General features: G+C 70.5%; 18 protein-coding genes and 1 pseudogene. 10 read left to right on the forward strand and 9 right to left on the reverse strand.

Annotation, left to right across the window (positions count from 1 at the left end):
• Positions 1-47: 47 nt before the first annotated feature.
• From V2W30_RS10305 to V2W30_RS10320, 4 genes are read right to left on the reverse strand one after another with little or no spacing between them, the layout of a single operon-like run.
• Entirely contained in the window at positions 48-668 is a 621-nt protein-coding gene (locus V2W30_RS10305) for a TetR/AcrR family transcriptional regulator (protein WP_338695518.1), read from the reverse strand.
• A gap of 34 nt (positions 669-702) precedes the next feature.
• Positions 703-1,860, reverse strand: coding sequence for an acetyl-CoA C-acetyltransferase (locus V2W30_RS10310; RefSeq protein WP_338695520.1), 1,158 nt, complete (start codon positions 1,858-1,860; stop codon positions 703-705).
• Positions 1,861-1,881: 21 nt separating this feature from the next.
• Complete coding sequence (locus tag V2W30_RS10315) at positions 1,882-2,508, reverse strand: TetR/AcrR family transcriptional regulator (protein ID WP_338695521.1); 627 nt, start codon at positions 2,506-2,508, stop codon at positions 1,882-1,884.
• A gap of 19 nt (positions 2,509-2,527) precedes the next feature.
• A complete protein-coding gene (locus V2W30_RS10320; protein WP_338695522.1) occupies positions 2,528-3,346 on the reverse strand; it encodes an SDR family oxidoreductase in 819 nt (272 codons plus the stop codon).
• 100 nt (positions 3,347-3,446) lie between these two features.
• On the opposite strand from V2W30_RS10320, the gene V2W30_RS10325 reads away from it, so the two are divergent.
• The 3 genes and pseudogenes from V2W30_RS10325 to V2W30_RS10335 all read left to right on the forward strand — a co-directional run bounded on the left by V2W30_RS10325 (position 3,447) and on the right by V2W30_RS10335 (position 6,298).
• Positions 3,447-4,586, forward strand: coding sequence for an acyl-CoA dehydrogenase family protein (locus tag V2W30_RS10325; protein ID WP_338695523.1), 1,140 nt, complete (start codon positions 3,447-3,449; stop codon positions 4,584-4,586).
• Positions 4,586-5,568, forward strand: a pseudogene (locus tag V2W30_RS10330) (acyl-CoA dehydrogenase family protein). Before V2W30_RS10325 ends, V2W30_RS10330 begins: the two are co-directional and overlap by 1 nt.
• 1 nt (position 5,569) lies before the next feature.
• Positions 5,570-6,298, forward strand: a complete 729-nt coding sequence (locus tag V2W30_RS10335; RefSeq protein ID WP_338695525.1) for a glucose 1-dehydrogenase — start codon at positions 5,570-5,572, stop codon at positions 6,296-6,298.
• A 47-nt stretch (positions 6,299-6,345) separates the two neighbouring features.
• On the opposite strand, the gene V2W30_RS10340 is transcribed toward V2W30_RS10335, so the two are convergent.
• Both V2W30_RS10340 and V2W30_RS10345 read right to left on the reverse strand, forming a co-directional pair.
• Positions 6,346-7,248 (reverse strand): RNA polymerase sigma-70 factor, encoded by a 903-nt coding sequence (locus V2W30_RS10340; RefSeq protein WP_425244516.1) that lies wholly within the window; start codon positions 7,246-7,248, stop codon positions 6,346-6,348.
• 90 nt (positions 7,249-7,338) lie between these two features.
• A complete protein-coding gene (locus V2W30_RS10345) occupies positions 7,339-7,899 on the reverse strand; it encodes a HutD family protein (RefSeq protein WP_338695527.1) in 561 nt (186 codons plus the stop codon).
• Between the two features lie 145 nt (positions 7,900-8,044).
• Between V2W30_RS10345 and V2W30_RS10350 the strand changes: the two genes are divergently transcribed.
• The 3 genes from V2W30_RS10350 to V2W30_RS10360 all read left to right on the forward strand — a co-directional run bounded on the left by V2W30_RS10350 (position 8,045) and on the right by V2W30_RS10360 (position 10,700).
• Complete coding sequence (locus V2W30_RS10350) at positions 8,045-8,959, forward strand: rhomboid family intramembrane serine protease (protein WP_338695529.1); 915 nt, start codon at positions 8,045-8,047, stop codon at positions 8,957-8,959.
• 205 nt (positions 8,960-9,164) lie between these two features.
• Positions 9,165-10,079 (forward strand): chitosanase, encoded by a 915-nt coding sequence (locus tag V2W30_RS10355; RefSeq protein ID WP_338695531.1) that lies wholly within the window; start codon positions 9,165-9,167, stop codon positions 10,077-10,079.
• 111 nt (positions 10,080-10,190) lie between these two features.
• On the forward strand, positions 10,191-10,700 hold the full coding sequence (locus V2W30_RS10360; RefSeq protein ID WP_338695533.1) for a lamin tail domain-containing protein: 510 nt from the start codon (positions 10,191-10,193) through the stop codon (positions 10,698-10,700).
• Between the two features lie 212 nt (positions 10,701-10,912).
• On the opposite strand, the gene V2W30_RS10365 is transcribed toward V2W30_RS10360, so the two are convergent.
• The 3 genes from V2W30_RS10365 to V2W30_RS10375 all read right to left on the reverse strand — a co-directional run bounded on the left by V2W30_RS10365 (position 10,913) and on the right by V2W30_RS10375 (position 18,067).
• Positions 10,913-12,376, reverse strand: a complete 1,464-nt coding sequence (locus V2W30_RS10365; protein ID WP_338695535.1) for a glutamate synthase subunit beta — start codon at positions 12,374-12,376, stop codon at positions 10,913-10,915.
• Positions 12,369-16,973 (reverse strand): glutamate synthase large subunit, encoded by a 4,605-nt coding sequence (gene gltB / locus V2W30_RS10370; protein WP_338695537.1) that lies wholly within the window; start codon positions 16,971-16,973, stop codon positions 12,369-12,371. Before gltB ends, V2W30_RS10365 begins: the two co-directional genes overlap by 8 nt.
• 362 nt (positions 16,974-17,335) lie before the next feature.
• Positions 17,336-18,067 (reverse strand): VIT1/CCC1 transporter family protein, encoded by a 732-nt coding sequence (locus V2W30_RS10375; RefSeq protein WP_338695538.1) that lies wholly within the window; start codon positions 18,065-18,067, stop codon positions 17,336-17,338.
• 327 nt (positions 18,068-18,394) lie between these two features.
• On the opposite strand from V2W30_RS10375, the gene V2W30_RS10380 reads away from it, so the two are divergent.
• Genes V2W30_RS10380 through V2W30_RS10395 form a run of 4 tightly spaced genes read left to right on the forward strand, consistent with a single transcriptional unit; the run spans position 18,395 to position 22,563 of the window.
• Positions 18,395-19,423 carry a LacI family DNA-binding transcriptional regulator gene (locus V2W30_RS10380; RefSeq protein ID WP_338695540.1) on the forward strand — a complete coding sequence of 343 codons (1,029 nt, stop codon included), beginning with the start codon at positions 18,395-18,397 and terminating at the stop codon, positions 19,421-19,423.
• 16 nt (positions 19,424-19,439) lie between these two features.
• Positions 19,440-20,399, forward strand: a complete 960-nt coding sequence (locus V2W30_RS10385; protein WP_338695542.1) for a sugar ABC transporter permease — start codon at positions 19,440-19,442, stop codon at positions 20,397-20,399.
• Positions 20,396-21,244, forward strand: a complete 849-nt coding sequence (locus tag V2W30_RS10390) for a carbohydrate ABC transporter permease (RefSeq protein ID WP_338695544.1) — start codon at positions 20,396-20,398, stop codon at positions 21,242-21,244. Before V2W30_RS10385 ends, V2W30_RS10390 begins: the two co-directional genes overlap by 4 nt.
• Positions 21,244-22,563, forward strand: coding sequence for a sugar ABC transporter substrate-binding protein (locus V2W30_RS10395; RefSeq protein ID WP_338695546.1), 1,320 nt, complete (start codon positions 21,244-21,246; stop codon positions 22,561-22,563). The genes V2W30_RS10390 and V2W30_RS10395 overlap by 1 nt, the downstream gene beginning before the upstream one ends.
• The last annotated feature ends 56 nt before the right edge of the window (positions 22,564-22,619 follow it).

The following is a 22,619-nucleotide window of genomic DNA, read 5'->3' on the forward strand; positions in this document are numbered from 1 at the left end:
CTATGGGTACCAAAACTGCAACACGTAGATCATAGCACGCGGCCCGCTCATGTGTCGCGTCGGGCGATCCCGTCCAGGACCATCGAAAGGTACTGGCGTGCGATCTCCTCGGGGCTGTGCTGCCCGCCGGGCCGGTACCAGGAAGCGGCCACCCACACCGTGTCGCGCACGAAGCGGTAGGTGAGCCGGATGTCCAGGTCGGCGCGGAAGACACCGTCGGCGACGCCCTGCTCCAGGGTGGTCAGCCAGGCCTTCTCGAAGCGGCGCTGCGACGCGGCGAGGAACCCGAAGCGCTCCTGGGCGACGAGGGCCTTCGCCTCGCGCTGGTAGATGGCGACGGCGGGGCGGTGCCGGTCGATCTCCCGGAAGGACTCGGTGACCAGCGCCTCCAGGGTCTGCCGCGGTCCGAGGCCCGCGTCGAGCACGGTGTCGTAGCCGGTCCACAGCTCGTCGAGGAACGTGCGCAGGATCTCCTCCAGCATCGATTCCTTGGAGTCGAAGTGGTAGTAGAGGCTGCCCGCGAGCATGCCCGCCTGATCCGCGATCTTGCGGACGGTGGTGGCGTTGTACCCCTGCTCGGCGAAGACCTCGGCCGCGGTGTGGAGGAGTTCACCGCGCCGCTCGGGCGGGGCGGCGGTCGTCGACTGGGGCTTCTTCTTGGTAGGCACGGCCCCATTGTCCCGCCCCGCGCCGAGCCATCCCTCACAGGCGTTCGATCACCGTCACATTGGCCTGGCCGCCGCCTTCGCACATGGTTTGCAGGCCGAACCTGCCTCCGGTGCGCTCCAGTTCGTGCAGGAGGGTGGTCATCAGGCGGGTGCCGGTGGCGCCGAGGGGGTGGCCGAGCGCGATCGCGCCGCCGTTCACGTTGACCTTCTCGGGGTCGGCGCCCGTCTCCTTCAGCCACGCGAGGACGACGGGCGCGAACGCCTCGTTGATCTCGACCAGGTCGATGTCGGCGATGCTCAGGCCGGTCTTCTTCAGGGCGTGGGCGGTCGCCGGTATCGGGGCGGACAGCATCCGGATGGGGTCCTCCCCGCGTACGGAGAGGTGGTGGACGCGGGCCCGGGGCGTCAGACCGTGTTCCCGTACGGCCCGCTCGGAGGCGAGGAGCATCGCGGCCGCGCCGTCGGAGACCTGGGAGGAGCAGGCGGCGGTGATGGTGCCGCCCTCGACGACGGGAGCGAGGCCGGCCATCTTCTCCAGGGACGTGTCGCGGCGCGGGCCCGCGTCGACGGTGACATCGCCGTACGCGACGGTCTCGCGGGCGAAGCGGCCCTCGTCGATGGCGCGCAGGGCACGCCGGTGGGAGCGCAGGGCCCATTCCTCCTGGTCACGGCGGCTGATGCCCCACTTCGCGGCGATGAGCTCCGCGCCGTGGAACTGGTTCACCGGCTGATCGCCGTAGCGGGCGCGCCAGCCCTCGCTGCCGGCGAAGGGCCCCGCGGTGAGGCCGAGCGGTTCGGCGGCCTGCCGGGAGGCGAAGGCGATGGGGATCATCGACATGTTCTGCACGCCGCCCGCGACGACGAGGTCCTGGGTGCCGGACATGACGCCCTGCGCGGCGAAGTGCACGGCCTGCTGCGAGGAGCCGCACTGGCGGTCGACGGTGACGCCGGGCACCTCCTCGGGCAGCCCGGCGGCGAGCCAGGCGGTGCGGGCGATGTCCCCGGCCTGCGGTCCGACCGTGTCGAGGCAGCCGAAGACGACGTCCTCGACGGCGGCCGCGTCGATGCCGCTGCGGGCGACGAGTTCCTTGAGGACATGGGCGCCGAGGTCGGCGGGGTGGACGGCGCTGAGGGCGCCCCTGCGGCGCCCCACCGGGGTGCGGACTGCTTCGACGATGTAGGCCTCGGCCATGACGGCTCCTTCGGCTGGCGGTCACTCTGCGATCGACTGGGCGGTTCCATCGGGTTCTTCGGATGCCTGTACGGCGATGCCGTCGAGGACCATCGCCAGGTACTGGCGGGCGATCTCCTCGGGGCTGTGTCGGCCGTCGGGCCGGTACCAGGAGGCGGCCACCCACACCGTGTCGCGCACGAACCGGTAGGTGAGCCGGGGGTCGAGGTCGGCCCGGAACACTCCGGCCGCGCCCCCTCTCTCCAGGGTGGTCAGCCAGGTCGTCTCGAACCTGCGCTGCGAGGCGGCGAGGAACGCGAACCGCTCCCGCGCCGCGAGGGCCGCGGACTCCTTCTGGTAGATGGCGACGGCGGGCCCGTGCCGGTCGATCTCCCGGAACGACTCGGTGACCAGCGCCTGCATCGTCTCCCGGGGGCCGAGACCGGCGCCGAGCACGGCGTCGTAGCCGCCCCACAGCTCGTCGAGGAAGCCGCGCAGGATCTCCTCGACGATCGAGTCCTTGGAGTCGAAGTGGTAGTAGAGGCTGCCCGCGAGCATCCCGGCCGCGTCGGCGATCCGGCGCACGGTGGTCGCGCTGTAGCCCTGGGCGGCGAACACCTCGGCGGCGGTGGCGAGGAGCTGGCGGCGCCGCTCGGGCGAGGGAGTCATCGGCCGTGTCCCGGTTCCGTCAGGCCCGCTGACTGCTCACGGACACGACTTCGCCGGTGAGGTAGGAGGAGTAGGTGGAGGCCAGGAACACGATCACGTTGGCCACCTCCCAGGGCTCCGCGTACCGGCCGAAGGCCTCCTTCTCGGTGAGCTCGGCGAGGAGCTCGGCCGAGGTGACCTTCACCAGGTGCGGGTGCATGGCCAGGCTCGGCGCCACCGCGTTGACCCGTACGCCGAGGTCCGCCGCCTCGGTCGCCGCGCAGCGGGTCAGCGCCATCACGCCGGCCTTGGCGGCGGCGTAGTGCGCCTGCCCGGCCTGGGCACGCCAGCCCACCACCGACGCGTTGTTGACGACGACGCCCGTGCGGCCGGTGTCGCGGAAGGCGCGCAGGGCGGCGCGTACGCAGCGGAACGTCCCGTTCAGCGTCACGTCGAGGACACGGCTCCACTGGTCGTCGCTCATGTCGACGAGGGCCGATGTCCCGCCGAGACCGGCGTTGTTGACGACGATGTCGAGGCCGCCGTGCACCTCGCCGACGTGCGCGAACAGCGCCTGTATCTGCTCCTCCCGGGTGACGTCGCAGGGCAGGGCCGAGACCCGGTCGGCGCCGAACTCGGCGGCGAGCGCCTGCTCGCTCTCCTTGAGGCGGCGGGCGTGGGCGTCACTGAGGACGACGCGGGCGCCCTCCTCCAGCAGGCGGCGCGCGGTGGCGCCGCCTATCCCCGCGCCCGCGGCGGCGGTGACGACGGCGGTGCGTCCGGCGAGCAACTCGTGCCCCGGCACGTACGCGGGTGCCGCCCGGCGGATCTTCGCTCCGAACTCCTCGACGCTGTCCATGCTCGTACGCTAACCTACCAAACACTTGTTAGGGAAGGGTGGTGTGCCGAGGTCCGCTGAACAGCGGGCGGGCGCGCCGGGCGTACGAGGTGGGGGCCCGATGGATCTGGAGTTCACGGCCGAGGAGGACGCGTTCCGCGAGGAGGCGCGGGCCTGGCTCACCGCGCACGTGCCCGCCGACCCGCTGCCGTCCCTGGAGACCGCGGAGGGGTTCGCCGCGCACCGCGCCTGGGAGGCCGAACTGCACGCGGACCGCTGGTCGGTGGTGTCGTGGCCGCGGGAGTTCGGGGGCCGCGGCGCCGACATCGTCCGCTGGCTGATCTTCGAGGAGGAGTACTACGCGGCGGGCGCCCCGGGCCGCGTCTCGCAGAACGGCATCAATCTGCTGGCCCCCACCCTCTTCGACCACGCCACGGACGAGCAGCGGGCGCGGGTGCTGCCGTCGATGGCGAGCGGCGAGGTGATCTGGGCGCAGGCCTGGTCGGAGCCGGAGGCAGGGTCGGACCTGGCGGCGCTGCGCTCGCGGGCGATACGCACGGACGGCGGATGGCTGCTGCGCGGGCAGAAGACATGGTCGTCGCGGGCCGCGTTCGCCGACCGGGCGTTCGGCATCTTCCGCTCGGACCCGGAGGCGGACAAGCCGCATCGCGGGCTGACCTACCTGATGTTCGACCTGCGCGCCCCCGGCGTCACGGTCCGCCCGATCGGGCGCCTCGACGGGAAGCCGGCGTTCGCGGAGCTGTTCCTGGACGACGTGTTCGTGCCGGACGAGGACGTGATCGGCGAGGTGGGCCAGGGCTGGCGCATCGCGATGTCGACGACGGGGAACGAGCGGGGGCTGATGCTCCGCTCCCCGGGCCGCTTTCTCGCGTCGGCCGACCGGCTGCTGCGGCTGTGGCGGGAGCGCGGTGCGGATCCGGGGACGCGGGACCGGGTGGCGGACGCGCTGATCGGGGCGCGGGCGTACCAGCTCTTCACGTACGGGGGCGCGTCGCGGTTCGCGGCGGGCGGGCGGATCGGCGCGGAGTCGAGCCTGAACAAGGTGTTCTGGTCGGAGTACGACATAGCCCTGCACGAGACGGCGCTGGACCTCCTGGGCCCGGAGGGCGAGCTGGCGGACGGCGCGTGGGCGGAGGGCTACGTCTTCTCGCTGGCCGGCCCCATCTACGCGGGGACGAACGAGATCCAGCGGGACATCATCGCCGAGCGGCTGCTCGGCCTCCCGAAGGGGCGTCGCTGATGAGGTTCCTGCTGGACGCGGAGCAGACCGAGTTCGGCCGCACCCTGGAGCGGATGCTGGCCGCGGCGGACACCCCGTCGGCGATCCGGGCGTGGGCGGCCGGGGACCACGGGCCGGGGCGGGCACTGTGGGCGCGGATCGCCGAGGCGGGCGTGTTCGCGCTGGCGGTCCCGGAGGCGTACGAGGGCGTGGGTCCGCTGCCGGTCGAGCTGGCGGTGGCCTACGTGGAGTTGGGGCGGCACGGGGTGCCGGGCCCGGTGGTGGAGACGGCGGCGGTGGCGGCGTTGCTCGCGGGGCTGCCGGAGGGCGCCGGTCCCGCGAAGGAGTGGCTGCCCCGGATCGCGTCCGGCGACGCGGTGGTGTCGCTGCGGTCGGAGGTGTTCGCGCTGGACGCGGACGCGGCGGACGCGGTGTTCGTGGCGGAGGGCGACGAGGTGCGGCTCGCCGTCGCGGGGCACGGGCCGCCGCGGGAGTCGGCCGATCCGGCGCGGCGCCTGTGCGCGCCCGGAAGCGGTGAGGTGGTGGCGCGGGGCCCGGAGATACGCGAGGCGGTGGCGCGGGCGCGGGACCTGGCGGCGTTCCTGACAGCGGCGCAATCACTGGGTGTGGGACTCGAACTGCTGCGCCGCACCGTCGCATACGTGCGGCAGCGGGAGCAGTTCGGGGTTCCGGTCGGCTCGTTCCAGGCGGTCAAGCACCGGCTCGCGGATGTGCTCGTCGGCCTGGAGTTCGCGCGGCCGCTGCTGTTCGGCGCGGCGCTCACCCTGTCCGCGGCGGACGTGGCGGCGGCGAAGGTCGCGGCGGGAGAGGCGGCGTACACGGCGGCGCGGGCGGCGCTCCAACTGCACGGCGCTGTCGGCTACACGCAGGAGCTGGACCTGTCGCTCTGGCTGCGCAAGGCGCGGCCGCTGCGGGACGCGTGGGGACGCCCGCGCGGTGCCGGGCGACGGTGACGGCTGCGGTCCGCGTGGGCAGGTCCTGACATGGGGGTCTCGCTCGACGGGAAGGTCGTCCTGATCACCGGTGCCGGGCGGGGGCAGGGCGCGGCCGAGGCACGCCTGTTCGCGGCGGCCGGGGCGCGCGTCGTGATCGGTGACGTACGGGAGGAGGAGGGGCGCGAGGTCGCCAAGTCCCTCGACGGCCAAGGGCGATTCACACGTCACGACGTGACGTCCGCCGAGAGCTGGGGCGGGGCCGTGCGCACCGCGCTGGACGCGTTCGGGCGGCTCGACGCCCTCGTCAACAACGCCGCGGTGTGGCGCACCGCCCCCGTCGAGGAGGAGACGTACGAGAACTTCGAGGCGCTGCTGCGGGTCAATCTGCTCGGCCCGTTCCTCGGCATACAGGCGGTGCTGCCCGCCCTGAAGGAGGCGGGCGGCGGCTCGATCGTGAACGTCTCGTCGACCGCCGGGCTCGTCGGCATCAAGGGCCACGCGGCGTACGGGTCGTCGAAGTTCGGGCTGCGCGGCCTGACCCGGTCGGCGGCGCTCGACCTCGCGCCGCACCGGATCCGGGTCAACTCGGTGCACCCCGGCGCGATCGACACCCCGATGGTCGCGGAGGTCGGCCGCACCGACTGGTCGCATCTGCCGCTGGGCCGGATGGGCCGCCCCGAGGAGGTCGGTGAGCTGGTGGTGTTCCTGGCGTCGGACGCGGCGTCGTACATCACCGGCGCGGAGTTCGCCGTGGACGGGGGGTCCACGACCGGCTGACCGCGAGGACGTCGGTCAGGCGCGGGCCCCCTCCCGGGGCGGTCGGTTCAGGCGGGGCGGCGGGTGAGGCCGGCGAACTTGTCGGGGTTGACCTGGAAGCGGAGTTCCTGGATGAGGCCGTCGACCGTGTCCACGACGAGCGCGCCGATGAGGTGCCCGTCGACGGTGAACAGGACGCCGGGCTGCCCGTTGATGCCGACGCTCTCGAAGCTGACGTTCCGTGTGCCGGGCTTGGCGAGCACGCCGAGCAGCCAGCGGGCGACGTTGTCGACACCGTGCAGGGGGCGGCGCGCGGCGGTCACCTTGCCGCCGCCGTCCGACCAGGCGGTGACGTCGGGGGCGAGCAGTTCCATCACGGCGTTCAGGTCGCCGCCCGAGCACGCCGCGAGGAACTTGTCCGTGACCTCGCGGCGGGCGTCGTCGTCCGTGTCGTAGCGCGGGCGGCGCGCCTGGACGTGCCCGCGGGCCCGGTGCCCGGCCTGGCGCACGGCGGCCTCGCCGCGTTCGGTGGCTTCGGCGATCTCCGCGTACGAGTAGCCGAAGGCCTCGCGCAGGACGAACACGGCGCGCTCCAGCGGGGAGAGCGACTCCAGGACGACGAGCATCGCGAGGGAGACGGACTCGGCCCGCTCGACCTTCTCGGACGCGTCGGGCACCGGTTCGGTCCCGGCCTCTCCCCCGGCGTCGGTGAGCAGCGGTTCCGGCAGCCACGGCCCGACGTACGTCTCACGCTGGGCGCGGGCCGAAGTGAGCCTGGTCAGGCAGAGGTTGGTGACGGTGCGCACGAGGTACGCCCGGTGGTTGGCGACGCCGGCCCGGTCCACGCCGTCCCACTTGATCCAGGCGTCCTGGAGCACGTCCTCGGCGTCGGCGACGCTGCCGAGCATCCGGTAGGCGGTGGAGAACAGCAGCCGCCGGTGTTCCGCGAAAGCGTCGGAGATCTCGATCACGCCGGTCAGGCTGCCAGCGCGCACCCCACCCGGCAAGCCCCCACCCCCCGGAGGGACTCCTTCCACCCCCGAACCGTCAAGTGACCCTGCTCACAGGCCGCTGACCACGGCGACCTGCCCCCTGGCGTGCAGCGCGGCGGCACCGTCACCGGTCACGAGCGCGGCGTCGTAGCGGCCGAGCCGCTGCCCCGCGATCTCGGCTCCTTCGTCGGCGAGGGCGACGACGAGGGCGGGCCCGGCGAGCGGCAGCCGCCCGCTCACGACGGCGACGGACGGCGCGGCGGTGAGCGCGGCGCGCCGCCACATGACGTTGAAGTTGACGACGGGCGCACCCAGCAGGCGGCACCCGGTGGGCACATCACCGGGGAAGTCCCTTGGCGCGTAAGGGGTGTCGACGAGAGTCACCCGCCCGTCGACCGTCAGCTCCATGCCGTCGCCCTCGACCATGGTGAGCGTGCGGTCGACGCCGGGGAACGCGGAGAACGGCCCGTCGGCGGCCACCTCCGCGAGACTCACCCGCCACCGGAAGTCCGCCATGCCCGCGCCCTGCGGGGCTCCGGCGATCTCGCGGGTGACGCCGCCGCCGTTCTTCCAGGCGACAGCGGTGCGCCCCGCGGCGGGCAGCAGGCGTACGGGGGCCTCGGTGTCCATGGGCGCAGACGGTACGTGATCGAGACCTGACCGGGGCGTCCGACCCCCGCCGGGTTCGCTATTTTGTTCGCCGCCCCATGTCGACGGGCGCACCGCCGCGGACCCCGTCGACGCATTCCCTGATCAGACCCCCAGGAGCCCGGCCGTGGAGCCCACGCCCCAGTCCGCCACGGCGCCGACGTGCTACCGCCACGCCGACGCCGAGACGCATATCAACTGCACGCGCTGCGAGCGGCCCATATGCCCGTCCTGCATGCGGGACGCGGCGGTCGGCTTCCAGTGCCCGGAGTGTGTGCGCGAGGGGGCCCGTTCCGTGCGGCAGGCCCGCACGGTGGCGGGCGGCCGGATCTCGGCCGTACCGCTGGTGACGTACGCGCTGATGGCGGTGAACATCCTCGTCTTCCTCGGCGAGGCGATCTTCCCGGACCTCGTGGACCGGCTGCAGATGCTCGGTCTCGGCCTGGCCGGTCCGGACGGCGGCGGGTACGTCTACCAGGACGAGTACCCGGCCGCCTTCCATCCCGAGGGCGTGGCGGCGGGCGAGTGGTACCGACTGCTGACCGGCGCGTTCCTCCATCTGTCGCCCACCGAGAGCGTGTTCGGGATCCTGCACATCGGCCTGAACATGTGGTCGCTGTGGAACATCGGCCGGATCGTCGAGTCCCAGCTGGGCCGCGTCCGCTATCTCGCCCTGTATCTGATCGCGGCGCTCGGCGGCTCGGTCCTGGTGCTGCTGATCGCGCCGGACGAGTCGACGGTCGGGGCGTCCGGCGCGATCTTCGGGCTCGCGGCGGCGTACTACGTGATCGCGCGCCGGATCGGCGCGGACATGAGCGGCGTCAACCGCTTCATGGCGTACTTCCTGGTGTGGCTGGTGATCTCGTCCCGGTTCGCCTCGTGGCAGGGCCACTTGGGCGGGCTCCTGACAGGCGGGATCGTGGCCCTGGCGCTGGTGTACGCGCCGCGGGAGCGACGGGGCCTGGTGCAAGGGGTGGCGTGCGTGGCGCTGGTGGGGCTCCTTCTGGTCCTGGCGGCGCTGAAGGCATCGGCACTCCTGTGACAACCGGCCCCGCCCTCATCGGAGAGCGAGGCCACCCGGCGGACATCACGGGGACCACCCCCTCCCCCACGAAGACCACAAACCCCCCAGACATCACAGCCATCACAGGCATCACAGTCGCCACAGAGGCCCCAGGCACCACATGACATCTCAATAGAGGACACAGGCAACAGCCACCTCACAGCTCCCGCTTACTCTGTCCCGCATGAAACGCGCAGGCTGTCTGGTCCTCTCCTTTCTCGCCGTGGCCCCCGTCGCCACAGCGGTCGTGTTCCTCCTGTCCCCCGACGGCGGATCGGGCGACTCCCCGGCCATGCCGTCGGTGTCGGCCGGCGCCTCCGCGCGCTCGTACGACGACGGCAAGTCGGCCGCGGAGCGCAAGGCCGACGACAAGCTGATCGCGAGCCTGCCGCCCGGTCTCTCCGCGCCCGCCTCCAAGGAGCTGGCGCAGCAGATCGTGGCCAGCGCCGAGAACTCCACGCTCGACTGGCGCAGCGCGTACGGATACATAGAGGACATAGACGACGGCCAGGGTTACACCGCGGGCATCATCGGTTTCTGCACCGGCACCCACGACCTGTTGACCCTGGTCGAGCGTTACACCAAGGCCCACCCGGACAACGGCCTCGCCCGCTACCTCCCGGCCCTGCGCAAGGTCGACGGCACGGACTCGCACGAGGGTCTGGACCCCGGGTTCACGGCGGCCTGGAAGGCGGAGGCGGCCAAGACGGCGTTCCGCGACGCCCAGGACGAGGAACGCGACCGGGTCTACTTCAACCCGGCGGTCCGCCTCGCCAAGCTCGACGGCCTCGGCACGCTCGGCCAGTTCATCTACTACGACGCGATGGTCCTGCACGGCCCCGGCATCGGCCCGAACGGCTTCTACGGCCTGCGCGAACGCGCGATGAAGGAAGCCGACACCCCGTCCCAGGGCGGCAAGGAGAAGGCGTACCTGGACATCTTCCTGGACATCCGCCGCAAGGCGATGAAGTCCAAGAACCCGGACCGCGACACCACGCGCATCGACACGGCGCAGCGCACGTTCCTCTACGACGGGAACCTGAGCCTCAAGAAGCCGCTCACGTGGCAGGTCTACGGCGAGACGTACCGCGTGCCGTAGGCCACGGCGGTTACGACGATTCGACCCCGCGAACACCCACCCGTCTGTGAAGATGGCGTGTCGATTTCGCGGTGCCCGCGTGCGTACCGCCTGCCCAAAAGAGGACAACACATGCATATACGCCCGACTTTGGCCGCCGCCTCCGCGCTCACCGTCTCCGCCCTGGCGGCCGTGGCCCTGCTGGGTGCGGCCCCCGCGTACGCCACCGAGTACAGCTCGGCGCTGAAGGTCCGCGGGGTCCAGTACGACGCACCGGGAAGCGACGACAACCGCTGCTCCGGCGGCAACACGTACAAGGAGTACGTGACGATCAAGAACTACTCCAGCACCGCGACGATCAACCTCAAGGGCTACAAGGTCAAGGACGCGGCAGGCAACACGTTCACGTTCACCAACAGCCACAGCCTTCAGCCCGGCGACTACGTCCGGCTGCGCGGCGGCAGGGGCACGGACTCCGACGCGAACAACGTCGTCTACCGCAACAACTGCAACTTCCTGTGGAACAACACCAGCGACACGATCTCCCTGTACAAGCCGTCGGGCAGCCACGCGGACACGCACGCGTACACCAAGTCGCGCGACGACTCCGACGGCAACGGGTACATCGGCTTCCACAGCTGAGGCTTCAACCGGCGAGGTCCAGCTCCGGGATCCACGGCTGAGATCCACATCCAGGATCCGCGGCTGAGATCCACATCCGGGATCCACGGCCGACCGCGAAGCACCGCGACGCCCACCCGGTCGTCCGGTCGGGGACAGTAGGGCAGGCGTCGCGCTCAGTTCCGTACGCCGTTGTACGGGACGTCTTTTGATGGACCGTCAGGTCACCGGACTCACACCATGAGGGCGCGGTCCGTCGGGCGGATCGGGGCGGGGAGCTCCGAGACGCCGGTCAGGAAGCGGTCCACGCCGCGGGCGGCCGAGCGGCCCTCCGCGATGGCCCACACGATGAGCGACTGACCGCGGCCGGCGTCACCGGCGACGAAGACGCCGGGGACGTTCGTCTGGAAGTCGGCGTCGCGCTCGATGTTGCCGCGCGCGTCGAGGTCCAGGCCGAACTGCGCGACCAGACCGTTCTCCTGGTCGGTGCCGGTGAAGCCCATGGCGAGGGTGACGAGCTGGGCGGGGAGCTTGCGCTCCGTGCCCGGCTTCGGCGTCAGCTTGCCGTCGATGAACTCGACCTCGGTGAGGTGCAGCCACTGGACGTTGCCGTCCTCGTCGCCCTCGAAGTGCGTCGTGGACACCGAGTAGACGCGCTCGCCGCCCTCCTCGTGGGCCGAGGTCACCTTGTACAGCATCGGGAACGTCGGCCACGGCTGCGAGACCGGGTCACGGTCGTCGTTCGGCCGCGGCATGATCTCCAGCTGCGTGACCGAGGCGGCACCCTGGCGGTGGGCGGTGCCGACGCAGTCGGCGCCGGTGTCGCCACCGCCGATGACGACGACGTGCTTGCCCTCGGCGGTGATGGGGGGCTGCACGAAGTCGCCCTCCTGCACCTTGTTCGAGAGCGGCAGGTACTCCATCGCGAAGTGGATGCCGTTCAGCTCACGGCCCGGGACCGGCAGGTCGCGGGAGACGGTGGCACCGGCGGCGACGACGACCGCGTCGTAGCGCTTGCGCAGCTTCGCCGCGTCGATGTCGCGGCCGATCTCCACGCCCGTACGGAACTTGGTGCCCTCCGCGCGCATCTGCTCGATGCGGCGGTTGATGTGGCGCTTCTCCATCTTGAACTCGGGGATGCCGTAGCGCAGCAGGCCGCCGATGCGGTCGGCGCGCTCGTACACGGCGACCGTGTGACCGGCCCGCGTCAGCTGCTGGGCGGCGGCGAGACCCGCCGGGCCCGAGCCGATGACGGCGACGGTCTTGCCCGACAGGCGCTCGGGGATCTGCGGGGCGACGTCGCCCCGGTCCCACGCCTGGTCGATGATCGAGACCTCGACGTTCTTGATGGTGACGGCCGGCTGGTTGATGCCGAGCACACACGCCGACTCGCACGGGGCCGGGCACAGTCGGCCGGTGAACTCCGGGAAGTTGTTCGTCGCGTGCAGACGCTCCTGCGCGGCCGACCAGTCCTCGCGGTACGCGTAGTCGTTCCACTCGGGGATCAGGTTCCCCAGCGGGCAGCCGTTGTGGCAGAACGGGATGCCGCAGTCCATGCAGCGCGACGCCTGCTTGCTGATGATCGGCAGCAGGGACCCCGGAACGTAGACCTCGTTCCAGTCCTGCACGCGCTCGCCGACGGGACGGGTCTTGGCGACCTCGCGCCCGTGGTTGAGAAAGCCCTTGGGATCAGCCATTGGTCGCCGCCTCCATCATCTTCTCGGTGATCTCGGTCTCGGAGAGACCGGCTCGCTCGGCGGCGTCCTTGGCGGCGAGCACTGCCTTGTACGTGCTGGGGATGATCTTGCTGAACCGGGCCACCGACGCGTCCCAGTCGACGAGCAGCTTCTCGGCGACCGTCGAGCCGGTCTCCTCGGCGTGGCGGCGCACGACGTCGTGCAGCCACTGCTTGTCGCTGTCGTCCAGGGCCTCGACCGCCGCCCGGGAGGCGACGTTGACGTTGTTGAGGTCCAGGTCGATGACGTACGCGGTACCGCCCGACATACCGGCCGCGAAGTTACGGCCCGTCTCGCCGAGGACCACCGCGCGGCCACCGGTCATGTACTCGCAGCCGTGGTCGCCCACGCCCTCCGAGACGACCGTGGCACCGGAGTTGCGGACGCAGAAGCGCTCGCCGGTGCGGCCGCGCAGGAACAGCTCGCCGCCCGTCGCGCCGTACGCGATGGTGTTGCCGGCGATCGTCGAGTACTCGGCGAGGTGGTCGGCGCCGCGGTCCGGGCGCACGATGATCCGGCCGCCGGACAGGCCCTTGCCGACGTAGTCGTTGGCGTCGCCCTCCAGGCGGAGCGTGACACCGCGCGGGACGAAGGCGCCGAAGGACTGACCGGCCGAGCCCGTGAAGGTGATGTCGATGGTGTCGTCGGGCAGGCCCGCGCCACCGAACTTCTTCGTCACCTCGTGGCCGAGCATGGTGCCGACCGTGCGGTTGATGTTGCGGATGGCGACCTGCGCGCGCACCGGCTGGGCGTCCGCCTGGTCGCTGGCCGAGAGGGCGTCGGCGGCGAGCTTGATCAGCTCGTTGTCGAGCGCCTTCTCCAGGCCGTGGTCCTGCGTGATCAGCTGGTGGCGCACGGCGCCGTCCGGCAGTTCGGGAACGTAGAAGAGCGGCTCCAGGTCGAGGCCCTGCGCCTTCCAGTGGTTCACGGCCCGCTCGGTGTCGAGGAGTTCGGCGTGGCCGACGGCCTCCTCGATGGAGCGGAAGCCCAGCTCGGCGAGGAGTTCGCGGACCTCTTCGGCGATGAACTCGAAGAAGTTCACGATGAACTCGGGCTTGCCGGAGAACCGGTCGCGCAGCGTCGGGTTCTGTGTGGCGATGCCGACCGGGCAGGTGTCCAGGTGGCAGACGCGCATCATGACGCAGCCGGAGACGACGAGCGGCGCGGTCGCGAAACCGAACTCCTCGGCGCCGAGCAGCGCGGCGATGATCACGTCGCGGCCGGTCTTCAGCTGGCCGTCGGTCTGCACGACGATACGGTCGCGCAGGCCGTTGAGGAGCAGCGTCTGCTGCGTCTCGGCGAGACCCAGCTCCCACGGACCACCGGCGTGCTTCAGGGACGTGAGCGGCGAGGCGCCCGTGCCACCGTCGTGACCGGAGATCAGGACCACGTCCGCGTGCGCCTTGGAGACACCCGCGGCGACCGTGCCGACGCCGACCTCGGAGACCAGCTTCACGTGGATGCGGGCCGACGGGTTGGCGTTCTTGAGGTCGTGGATCAGCTGAGCCAGGTCCTCGATGGAGTAGATGTCGTGGTGCGGCGGCGGCGAGATGAGGCCGACGCCCGGCGTCGAGTGACGCGTCTTCGCGACCCACGGGTAGACCTTGTGGCCGGGCAGCTGACCGCCCTCACCGGGCTTGGCGCCCTGGGCCATCTTGATCTGGATGTCGTCGGCGTTGACCAGGTACTCGGACGTCACACCGAAGCGGCCGGAGGCGACCTGCTTGATCGACGAGCGGCGGGCCGGGTCGTACAGACGGTCGGCGTCCTCGCCGCCCTCACCGGTGTTGGACTTGCCGCCCAGCTGGTTCATCGCGATGGCGAGGGTCTCGTGGGCCTCGCGCGAGATGGAGCCGTAGGACATGGCGCCGGTCGAGAACCGCTTGACGATGTCGGAGACCGACTCGACCTCGTCGATGGAGATCGGCTCACGCTCGCCGGACTTGAAGCCGAAGAGGCCGCGCAGCGTCATCAGACGCTCCGACTGCTCGTTCACCCGGCCCGTGTACTTCTTGAAGATGTCGTAGCGGCGCGAGCGCGTCGCGTGCTGGAGGCGGAAGACCGTCTCCGGGTCGAACAGGTGCGGCTCGCCCTCGCGGCGCCACTGGTACTCGCCGCCGATGTCGAGCGCACGGTGGGCGGGCGCGATGCCGCTCGCCGGGTACGCCTTCGCGTGGCGGGCGGCGACCTCCTCGGCGATGACGTCGAGACCGGCGCCGCCGATCTTGGTGGCCGTGCCGTTGAAGTACTTCTCGACGAAGGCGGCTTCGAGACCGACGGCCTCGAAGACCTGGGCGCCGCGGTAGGAGGCGACGGTCGAGATGCCCATCTTGGACATGACCTTGAGGACGCCCTTGCCGAGCGCGTAGATGAGGTTGCGGATGGCCTGCTCGGCACCGCCCTCCTCGTCGGCGGGCAGGAACGTGCCGGCGCGGACCAGGTCCTCCACCGACTCCATGGCCAGGTACGGGTTGACGGCCGCGGCACCGAAACCGATGAGCAGCGCGACGTGGTGCACCTCGCGCACGTCACCGGCCTCGACGAGCAGGCCCACCTGGGTGCGCTTCTTCGTACGGATGAGGTGGTGGTGCACGGCGGCGGTGAGCAGCAGCGACGGGATCGGCGCGTGCTCGGCGTCCGAGTGGCGGTCCGAGAGGACGATCAGGCGGGCGCCGGCCTCCAGGGCGGCGTCGGCCTCGGCGCAGATCTCGTCGATCCGGGCGGCGAGGGCGTCGCCGCCGCCGGAGACCCGGTACAGGCCGGACAGCGTCGCGGCCTTCATGCCGGGCATGTCACCGTCGGCGTTGATGTGGATGAGCTTGGCCAGCTCGTCGTTGTCGATGACGGGGAACGGCAGCGTCACGGAACGGCACGACGCGGCGGACGGCTCCAGGAGGTTGCTGCCCGGGCCGAGCGACGAGCGCAGCGAGGTGACGAGCTCTTCGCGGATCGCGTCCAGCGGCGGGTTCGTGACCTGCGCGAACAGCTGGGTGAAGTAGTCGAAGAGCAGCCGCGGGCGCTTCGAGAGAGCCGCGATCGGGGTGTCCGTGCCCATCGAACCGATCGGCTCGGCGGCCGTCCTGGCCATCGGCGCGACCAGGATGCGCAGCTCTTCCTCGGTGTAGCCGAAGGTCTGCTGGCGGCGCGTGACGGAGGCGTGCGTGTGCACGATGTGCTCGCGCTCGGGCAGGTCGGACAGCTCGATCTCGCCGGCTTCGAGCCACTCCGCGTACGGCTGCTCGGCGGCGAGGCCCGCCTTGATCTCGTCGTCCTCGATGATGCGGTGCTCGGCGGTGTCGACGAGGAACATCTTGCCGGGCTGGAGGCGGCCCTTGCGGACGACCTTCGCCGGGTCGATGTCGAGCACGCCGACCTCGGAGCCGAGGACCACCAGGCCGTCGTCGGTGACCCAGTAGCGACCGGGGCGCAGACCGTTGCGGTCGAGAACGGCGCCGACCTGGACGCCGTCGGTGAAGGTGACACAGGCCGGGCCGTCCCAGGGCTCCATCAGCGTGGAGTGGTACTGGTAGAAGGCGCGCCGGGCCGGATCCATGGACTCGTGGTTCTCCCACGCCTCCGGAATCATCATCAGGACGCTGTGCGGAAGCGAACGTCCACCGAGGTGCAGGAGTTCGAGCACCTCGTCGAAGGACGCCGAGTCCGAGGCGTCCGGCGTACAGATCGGGAAGATCCGCTCCAGCTTCTCCGCGCCGAACAGCTCGGAGGCGAGCTGGGACTCGCGGGCCCGCATCCAGTTGCGGTTGCCCTTGACGGTGTTGATCTCACCGTTGTGCGCGACGAAGCGGTACGGGTGCGCGAGCGGCCACGACGGGAACGTGTTCGTGGAGAAGCGCGAGTGGACGAGCGCGACGGCCGACGCGAATCGGCGGTCGGACAGGTCCGGGAAGAAGGGCTCCAGCTGGCCGGTGGTCAGCATGCCCTTGTAGACGATGGTGCGGGCGGAGAGCGACGGGAAGTACACGTCGGCCTCGCGCTCGGAGCGCTTGCGCAGCGCGAACGCCTTGCGGTCGAGGTCGATGCCCTCGCTGGCACCGTCCGCGACGAAGATCTGCCGGAACTCCGGCATCGTCGAGCGCGCGGTGGCGCCGAGCAGCTGCGGAGCGACGGGGACCGCACGCCACCCCAGAACGTTCAGGCCCTCTTCAGCGGCGATCGTCTCGATCTGCGCGACGAAGGACTCGGTGTCGTTCTCCGGCAGGAAGGCGATACCTACGGCGTACGCACCGGCCTCGGGCAGGTCGAAGTCGACCGCCTCGCGCAGGAAGGCGTCCGGCACCTGGGACAGGATGCCCGCGCCGTCGCCCGAGTCGGGCTCGGAGCCGGTGGCACCGCGGTGTTCCAGGTTGCGCAGAACGGTGAGCGCCTGCTCGACCAGCGTGTGGCTCGCCTCACCGGTGAGGGTGGCCACGAAGCCGACGCCACAGGCGTCGTGCTCGTTGCGCGGGTCGTACATGCCCTGTGCGGCAGGGCGAGCATCCATGTGCGACCAGTTCTGGCCGCTCGCGGAGTGCTGGGACGGCTGGCGCGGCGTACGCATCGGCTCTCCCGTCGTCGTCGTGGCATTTGCGTGCCGAGGGACGACGTTGGCCCTCTGCGGAGTACTGCGAAAACGTGTTGTCGCAGGCATGCTGCGGCAAAATTTCGTGCAGGTTACATGATGGAGCGATTCTCGGGAACCGGATACTTCGTTCCAACATGCGGACACCGCGGGTGGGCGGCGAGGAGAGGCCCGGGCGGACAGGTCGATGGCCGGGGGCCGATATGCCGGTGAGCGCCGCGGGCCTCATTGCCCTCAGCGCTTACGGCTCATGCCCCGCGGTCAAGTAATCGAAACCGTCCAGTAACGACTACTTATGCAAGGCCCTGTATAGCCATCTTCCGGCCGTGACCGGCGAACCGTCAACCTATTGCCGTTCCGAAAAGACTGCCCAGGAGATACGTCACACCCGCAGCGGCGCCACCCAGGGCCAACTGCCGCAACCCGCTGAACCACCACGACCGCGCCGTCACCCGGGCCACGAGGGCTCCGCAGGCGAAGAGCCCGACGAGCGCGAGCAGGACGGCCGGCCACAACTGGCTCGCCCCCAGCAGGTACGGCAGTACGGGGATGAGGGCGCCCAGCGCGAACGCGCCGAAGGACGAGACGGCGGCCAGCATCGGCGAGGGCAGATCGCCCGGATCGATGCCGAGCTCCTCGCGGGCGTGGATCTCCAGGGCCTGCTCGGGGTCCTTGGAAAGCTGCCGGGCGACCTCGTGGGCGAGCTCGGGCTCGACGCCACGCGAGACGTACAGCTCGGCGAGCTCGCGCTCCTCGTCGGCCGGATGCTTCCTCAACTCCCGCCGCTCGACGTCGAGTTCGGCCTCGACCAACTCACGCTGCGAGGCGACGGAGGTGTACTCGCCCGCGGCCATGGAGAAGGCGCCGGCGGCCAGTCCCGACAGACCGGTGATGACGATCGTCTGCTGCGAGACGGCGCCGCCGGCGACACCGGCCATGAGCGCGAAGTTGGAGACGAGCCCGTCCATCGCACCGAACACCGCCGGGCGCAGCCAGCCCCCGTTGACGTCGCGGTGGGTGTGGTTGTCCCGGTGCGCGTCGTGAAGTGTCGCCTCGGTCTCGATGATGGCCATGCTCGCGCTCCCCGCTCCCCTGCCCGAGCCTGGACAAGATCCAGGTTCGGACTCATTCGAAGTCTCTTCCTGGAACACGAAAATACGCGCGAATAATCCTGGCCGCTAGCAAGGAAGGCCGTACTTACCTGCGGTTTTGCGCCCTGCGCAACACCCTCGGCGCGGGCTGACCTCGATCTTCCCGCCGTCACCCGTGAGATGGATCACGCGATGGGGCCGTTGACGGCTGGGAAACATCACCGCAACATCTGTAAACGTTTCCAGTTGCGGGAAACGTTTACAGCAAGAGCCGATACCGGAGCATGCAGGACGTATGGGGGCAAGGGAATGGGCACGGGTCAACCGACAGTCGTCTCGATCGCCGAGCGCGCCGGGGTCTCCATCGCGTCGGTCTCGCGCGTCCTGAACGGCGTGGGGGCCCGCCGCGACACCGTAGAGCGGGTCGAACGCGCCGCCAGCGAGCTCGGCTACGTGCCGAACGCGGTGGCCCGCTCCCTCAAGGGCGGCCGCACCCGCCAGCTCACGTTCGCGATGCCCGACATCGGCAACCCGGTCTACGTGGCGATGGTCCGCGCGATCCAGACGGTGACGAAGGCCGCCGGGTACCGCCTGCTCCTGCACTCCACGGACGCCGTCGTCGACGACGAACTGGCCGTCCTGCGCAGCCTCGGCGACCGCACCAGCGACGGCCTGATCATCTGCCCCATCCGCATCACCGACGACCACGTGGAGGCGCTGCGCACGGCCGCGGGCCCGGTGGTGGTCATAGGGTCCCTGCCCGACGACGTCCCGGTGGACAGCGTGCGCGCCGACTCCGTCGCCGGGGCCGAGCTCGCCGTCCGCCATCTGCACGACACGGGCCGCCGCCGGATCGCCTTCGTGAACGGCCCCTCGGACACGGTCCCCGGCCACAACCGCGACCGGGGCTACCGCGCCGCGCTCGCCGACTGCGGTCTCGTATACGACCCGTCGCTCGTGCGGCACACCGACTTCGGGATCGAGTCGGGCGCCGAGGCCGCCGAGGCGCTCCTCGACCACGCCCCCGACGCGGTCTTCTGCGCCAACGACCAGCTGGCGCTCGGCGCCGCCCGCGCCCTGCACGCCCGTGGCCTGCGCATACCCGAGGACGTCGCCGTCGCGGGAATGGACGACAGCATGCTCGCGCAGGCCGGCTGGCCCCCACTGACCAGCGTCGACCTCGGCTCCACGGAGCGCGGCCGGCGCGCGGCAGAACTGCTTCTGGAGCGCCTCGGCATCGCCGGGGCCTCCACCGGGAACCCACCACCCCGGAGCACCACCGCCCCTCCCCGCCTCGTCGTCCGTGCCTCCACAGGCCCGGCGGCGACCGACAGTTGAGAACGCGAGGACCCTCATGCGCCTCACCGCCTCCCGGGACAGCGCCGTCCCGGGCAGTCGCGGCACACCGCCGCCCCGGACCCCGGCCCAGCGCAAACGCGCGCTCGGCCTGGACCGGGACGCGTGGTTCCTGCTGCTTCCCGCGCTGATCCCGATCCTGATACTCAGCGTCGGACCGCTCCTGTACGGCGTCGCGCTCGCGTTCACCGACTCGCAGGCGGGCCGCACGGCACCCACGCAGTTCATCGGCCTCGACAACCTCCTGGACCTGCGCCACGACAACCTGTTCTGGGAGTCGTTCCGCATCGGCCTGATCTGGGCGGTGTGCGTCACGGCCCTCCAGTTCGTCCTGGCCCTCGGCCTGGCGCTGCTGCTGAACCAGAATCTGCGCTTCCGCTGGCTGGCCCGCACCCTCGCCCTGGTCCCCTGGGCGATGCCGGAGGTCGTGGTCGGCATCATGTGGCGCCTCGTCTACCACTCGGACGCGGGCATCCTCAACAAGACGCTGACCCAGCTCGGCGTCATCCACGAGAACGTCGACTGGCTCGCGGACCTCTCCTACGCGCTGCCCGCGGTCATCGTCGTCGGGGTCTGGGCGGGCATGCCGCAGACCACAGTGGTCCTCCTCGCGGGCTTGCAGAACGTGCCGCACGAACTGCGCGAGGCCGCCCAGCTCGACGGAGCGGGCCTGTGGCGCCGCTTCACGACGGTGACCTGGCCGGCGCTCAAGCCCGTGGTCATGGCCATCACCGCGCTCAACTTCATCTGGAACTTCAACTCCTTCGGCCTCGTGTACGTACTGACCCAGGGCGGCCCCGGCGGCCAGACCCGCCTGCCGATGCTCTTCGCGTACGAAGAGGCCTTCAAGTACGGCCAGTTCGGTTACGCGGCGGCGATGGGCCTGGTCATGGTCGCGGTGATCGCCGTCCTGCTGACCCTCTTCCTCCGTACGAAGCTGAAGGAGGACGCGGCATGAGCACGAGCACGACCCTCTCCCGAACCGCGGGCCGGACCGGCCAGTACCTGGCCCTGCTCTGCTACATGGTGTTCCTGGCCTTCCCCTTCCTCTGGCTCCTCTCGACATCCTTCAAGTCGCCACAGGAACTGGGCTCGATCGATCCGACGTGGTTCCCGCAGCACCCGAGCCTGGACAACTACCGCGCGGCCTTCGACGCGCAGCCGCTCCTGCACTCGGCGCTCAACAGCCTGATCGTCGCGGTGAGCGCGTCGCTGATCTCGGTGGCGATCGCCGTGCCCGCGGCGTACGTGATGGTCCGTTACCGGTCCCGGGTCAGCCAGGCGGGCACGGTCTGGATCCTGGTCAGCCAGATGTTCCCGTTCGTCCTGGTGATCATCCCGCTGTTCCTGGTGCTCAAGAACCTGCACATGATCGACAGCATCCCCGGCCTGATCATCGTGTACGTCGTCTGGAACCTGCCCTTCTCCCTCTGGATGCTCCAGGGCTACGTCAAGTCGGTGCCGCGCGAACTGGAGGAGGCGGCGGCGATGGACGGCGCGGGCCGCCTGCGCACGCTCACCAATGTCGTCCTGCCCCTCCTCGCGCCGGGCCTGGTGGCGACGCTGATGTTCAGCTTCGTGACGGCCTGGAACGAGTTCTTCTTCGCGCTCGTGCTTCTCAAGTCTCCGGAGAACCAGACGATGTCGGTCATCCTCACCCGCTTCCTGGGCGCCGAGGGCGTCGCCGACCTCGGCCCGCTCGCGGCGGCCTCGGTCCTCGCCACGATCCCCAGCCTCGTCTTCTTCGCGCTGCTGCAACGCCGGCTCGTGGGCGGCATGCTCGCCGGGGCGGTGAAGGGCTGATGCGTACAAGGAAGCCGACAGCACTGGTCACGGCGGCCCTCGCCCTCACGCTCGTCGCGGGCTGCACCGGATCGGACGACGACGCGGACGGCACGGTCACCCTCGAATTCCTCAGCCTCGCCTGGCAGAAGGAGTCGGTGGACGCCAACAAGGCCCTGGTCAAGCAGTGGAACGACACCCACTCGACGGTCAAGGTCACATACGTACAGGGCAGTTGGGACAACATCCACGACCAGCTGCTCACGTCCTTCGAGGGCGGCGAGGCGCCGGACATCTTCCACGACGACGCCTCCGACCTCACGGACTTCGCGAACGGCGGCTACCTGGCCGACCTCACTCCGTACCTCCCGAAGTCCCTCCGCGCGGACATCCCCCAGGCGTCCTGGAACACCACCACCTATGACGACAAGACGTACGGCGTCCCGTTCCTCCAGGAGCCGCGCGTCCTCATCGCGAACACCAAGCTCCTCAAGCAGTCCGGAGTCCGCATCCCCACGGCCCAACACCCCTGGACCTGGGCGGAATTCGAGAAGGCGAGCAAACGCCTGACGAAGAACCCCGGCACCACCACCAACGACGACAAACCCCACACCTACGGCGTGGCGTGGTCGATGAAGGAGCCGGTCAGTCAGTCGGTCAATCTCTCCCTCTCCACCGGCGGCAAGATCTTCTACAAGGACGCGGACGGCAAGAACGAGATCCGCTACGACGCGGCGGACTCAGCGGTCGCCCAACTGATCAACCGCCAGGTCAACCAGGACCACACCGCGCCCAAGACGGGCCTGGGCATGTCGGGCTCGGACACGCTGCCCGGCTTCTTCGCCGGCCGCTACGCGATGCTGCCGCTCAACTTCTCGTACCGCCAGCAGGTCAAGCAGCAGGCGCCCAAGGGCTTCGACTGGACGGTCCTGCCGATGCCGTCGGGCGAGGGAGGCACGGCCCAGGGCACCGCACCCCAGACCCTCTCGGTCTCCGAGGACAGCAACCACAAGCAGGAGGCCACCGACTTCATCGCCTTCCTCACGCAGGCACAGCACCAGGTCGAACTGGCCCGAGGGGACTGGCTGTTGCCCACGAGCACCAAGGCGCTGAAGGACCCGTCCCTCACGACGACCGCGTACGGCTGGAAGACGGGGGCGGACATAGCGACGTCCCTGCGCCCGTCGCCGGTCCTGGGCGTCCGCGGCTATGCGGAGTGGAAGGACAAGATCGCGACTCCGGCCTACCAGGAGTACTACAACGGCGCGTTCGGGGTGGACGAGCTACGCAAGCGCCTGGCCCAGGACGGCAACAGAATCCTGGACCGCTACCAACGCTAAACGCCCCGAGCCCCCTCACGACCCCAACAACCGACCCCACAACCACCGCCACAACC

Origin of the sequence: Streptomyces sp. Q6, from assembly GCF_036967205.1 — a bacterium.
Lineage (GTDB): Bacteria > Actinomycetota > Actinomycetes > Streptomycetales > Streptomycetaceae > Streptomyces > Streptomyces citrinus.

Bases quoted from the DNA above. Each gene is read 5' to 3' on its own strand.
- V2W30_RS10310 (WP_338695520.1), bottom strand. From the start codon at position 1,860: ATGGCCGAGGCCTACATCGTCGAAGCAGTCCGCACCCCGGTGGGGCGC.
- V2W30_RS10315 (WP_338695521.1), bottom strand. From the start codon at position 2,508: ATGACTCCCTCGCCCGAGCGGCGCCGCCAGCTCCTCGCCACCGCCGCC.
- V2W30_RS10320 (WP_338695522.1), bottom strand. From the start codon at position 3,346: ATGGACAGCGTCGAGGAGTTCGGAGCGAAGATCCGCCGGGCGGCACCC.
- V2W30_RS10325 (WP_338695523.1), top strand. From the start codon at position 3,447: ATGGATCTGGAGTTCACGGCCGAGGAGGACGCGTTCCGCGAGGAGGCG.
- V2W30_RS10335 (WP_338695525.1), top strand. From the start codon at position 5,570: ATGGGGGTCTCGCTCGACGGGAAGGTCGTCCTGATCACCGGTGCCGGG.
- V2W30_RS10345 (WP_338695527.1), bottom strand. From the start codon at position 7,899: ATGGACACCGAGGCCCCCGTACGCCTGCTGCCCGCCGCGGGGCGCACC.
- V2W30_RS10355 (WP_338695531.1), top strand. From the start codon at position 9,165: ATGAAACGCGCAGGCTGTCTGGTCCTCTCCTTTCTCGCCGTGGCCCCC.
- V2W30_RS10360 (WP_338695533.1), top strand. From the start codon at position 10,191: ATGCATATACGCCCGACTTTGGCCGCCGCCTCCGCGCTCACCGTCTCC.
- V2W30_RS10365 (WP_338695535.1), bottom strand. From the start codon at position 12,376: ATGGCTGATCCCAAGGGCTTTCTCAACCACGGGCGCGAGGTCGCCAAG.
- gltB (WP_338695537.1), bottom strand. From the start codon at position 16,973: ATGCGTACGCCGCGCCAGCCGTCCCAGCACTCCGCGAGCGGCCAGAAC.
- V2W30_RS10375 (WP_338695538.1), bottom strand. From the start codon at position 18,067: ATGGCCATCATCGAGACCGAGGCGACACTTCACGACGCGCACCGGGAC.
- V2W30_RS10380 (WP_338695540.1), top strand. From the start codon at position 18,395: ATGGGCACGGGTCAACCGACAGTCGTCTCGATCGCCGAGCGCGCCGGG.
- V2W30_RS10385 (WP_338695542.1), top strand. From the start codon at position 19,440: ATGCGCCTCACCGCCTCCCGGGACAGCGCCGTCCCGGGCAGTCGCGGC.
- V2W30_RS10390 (WP_338695544.1), top strand. From the start codon at position 20,396: ATGAGCACGAGCACGACCCTCTCCCGAACCGCGGGCCGGACCGGCCAG.
- V2W30_RS10395 (WP_338695546.1), top strand. From the start codon at position 21,244: ATGCGTACAAGGAAGCCGACAGCACTGGTCACGGCGGCCCTCGCCCTC.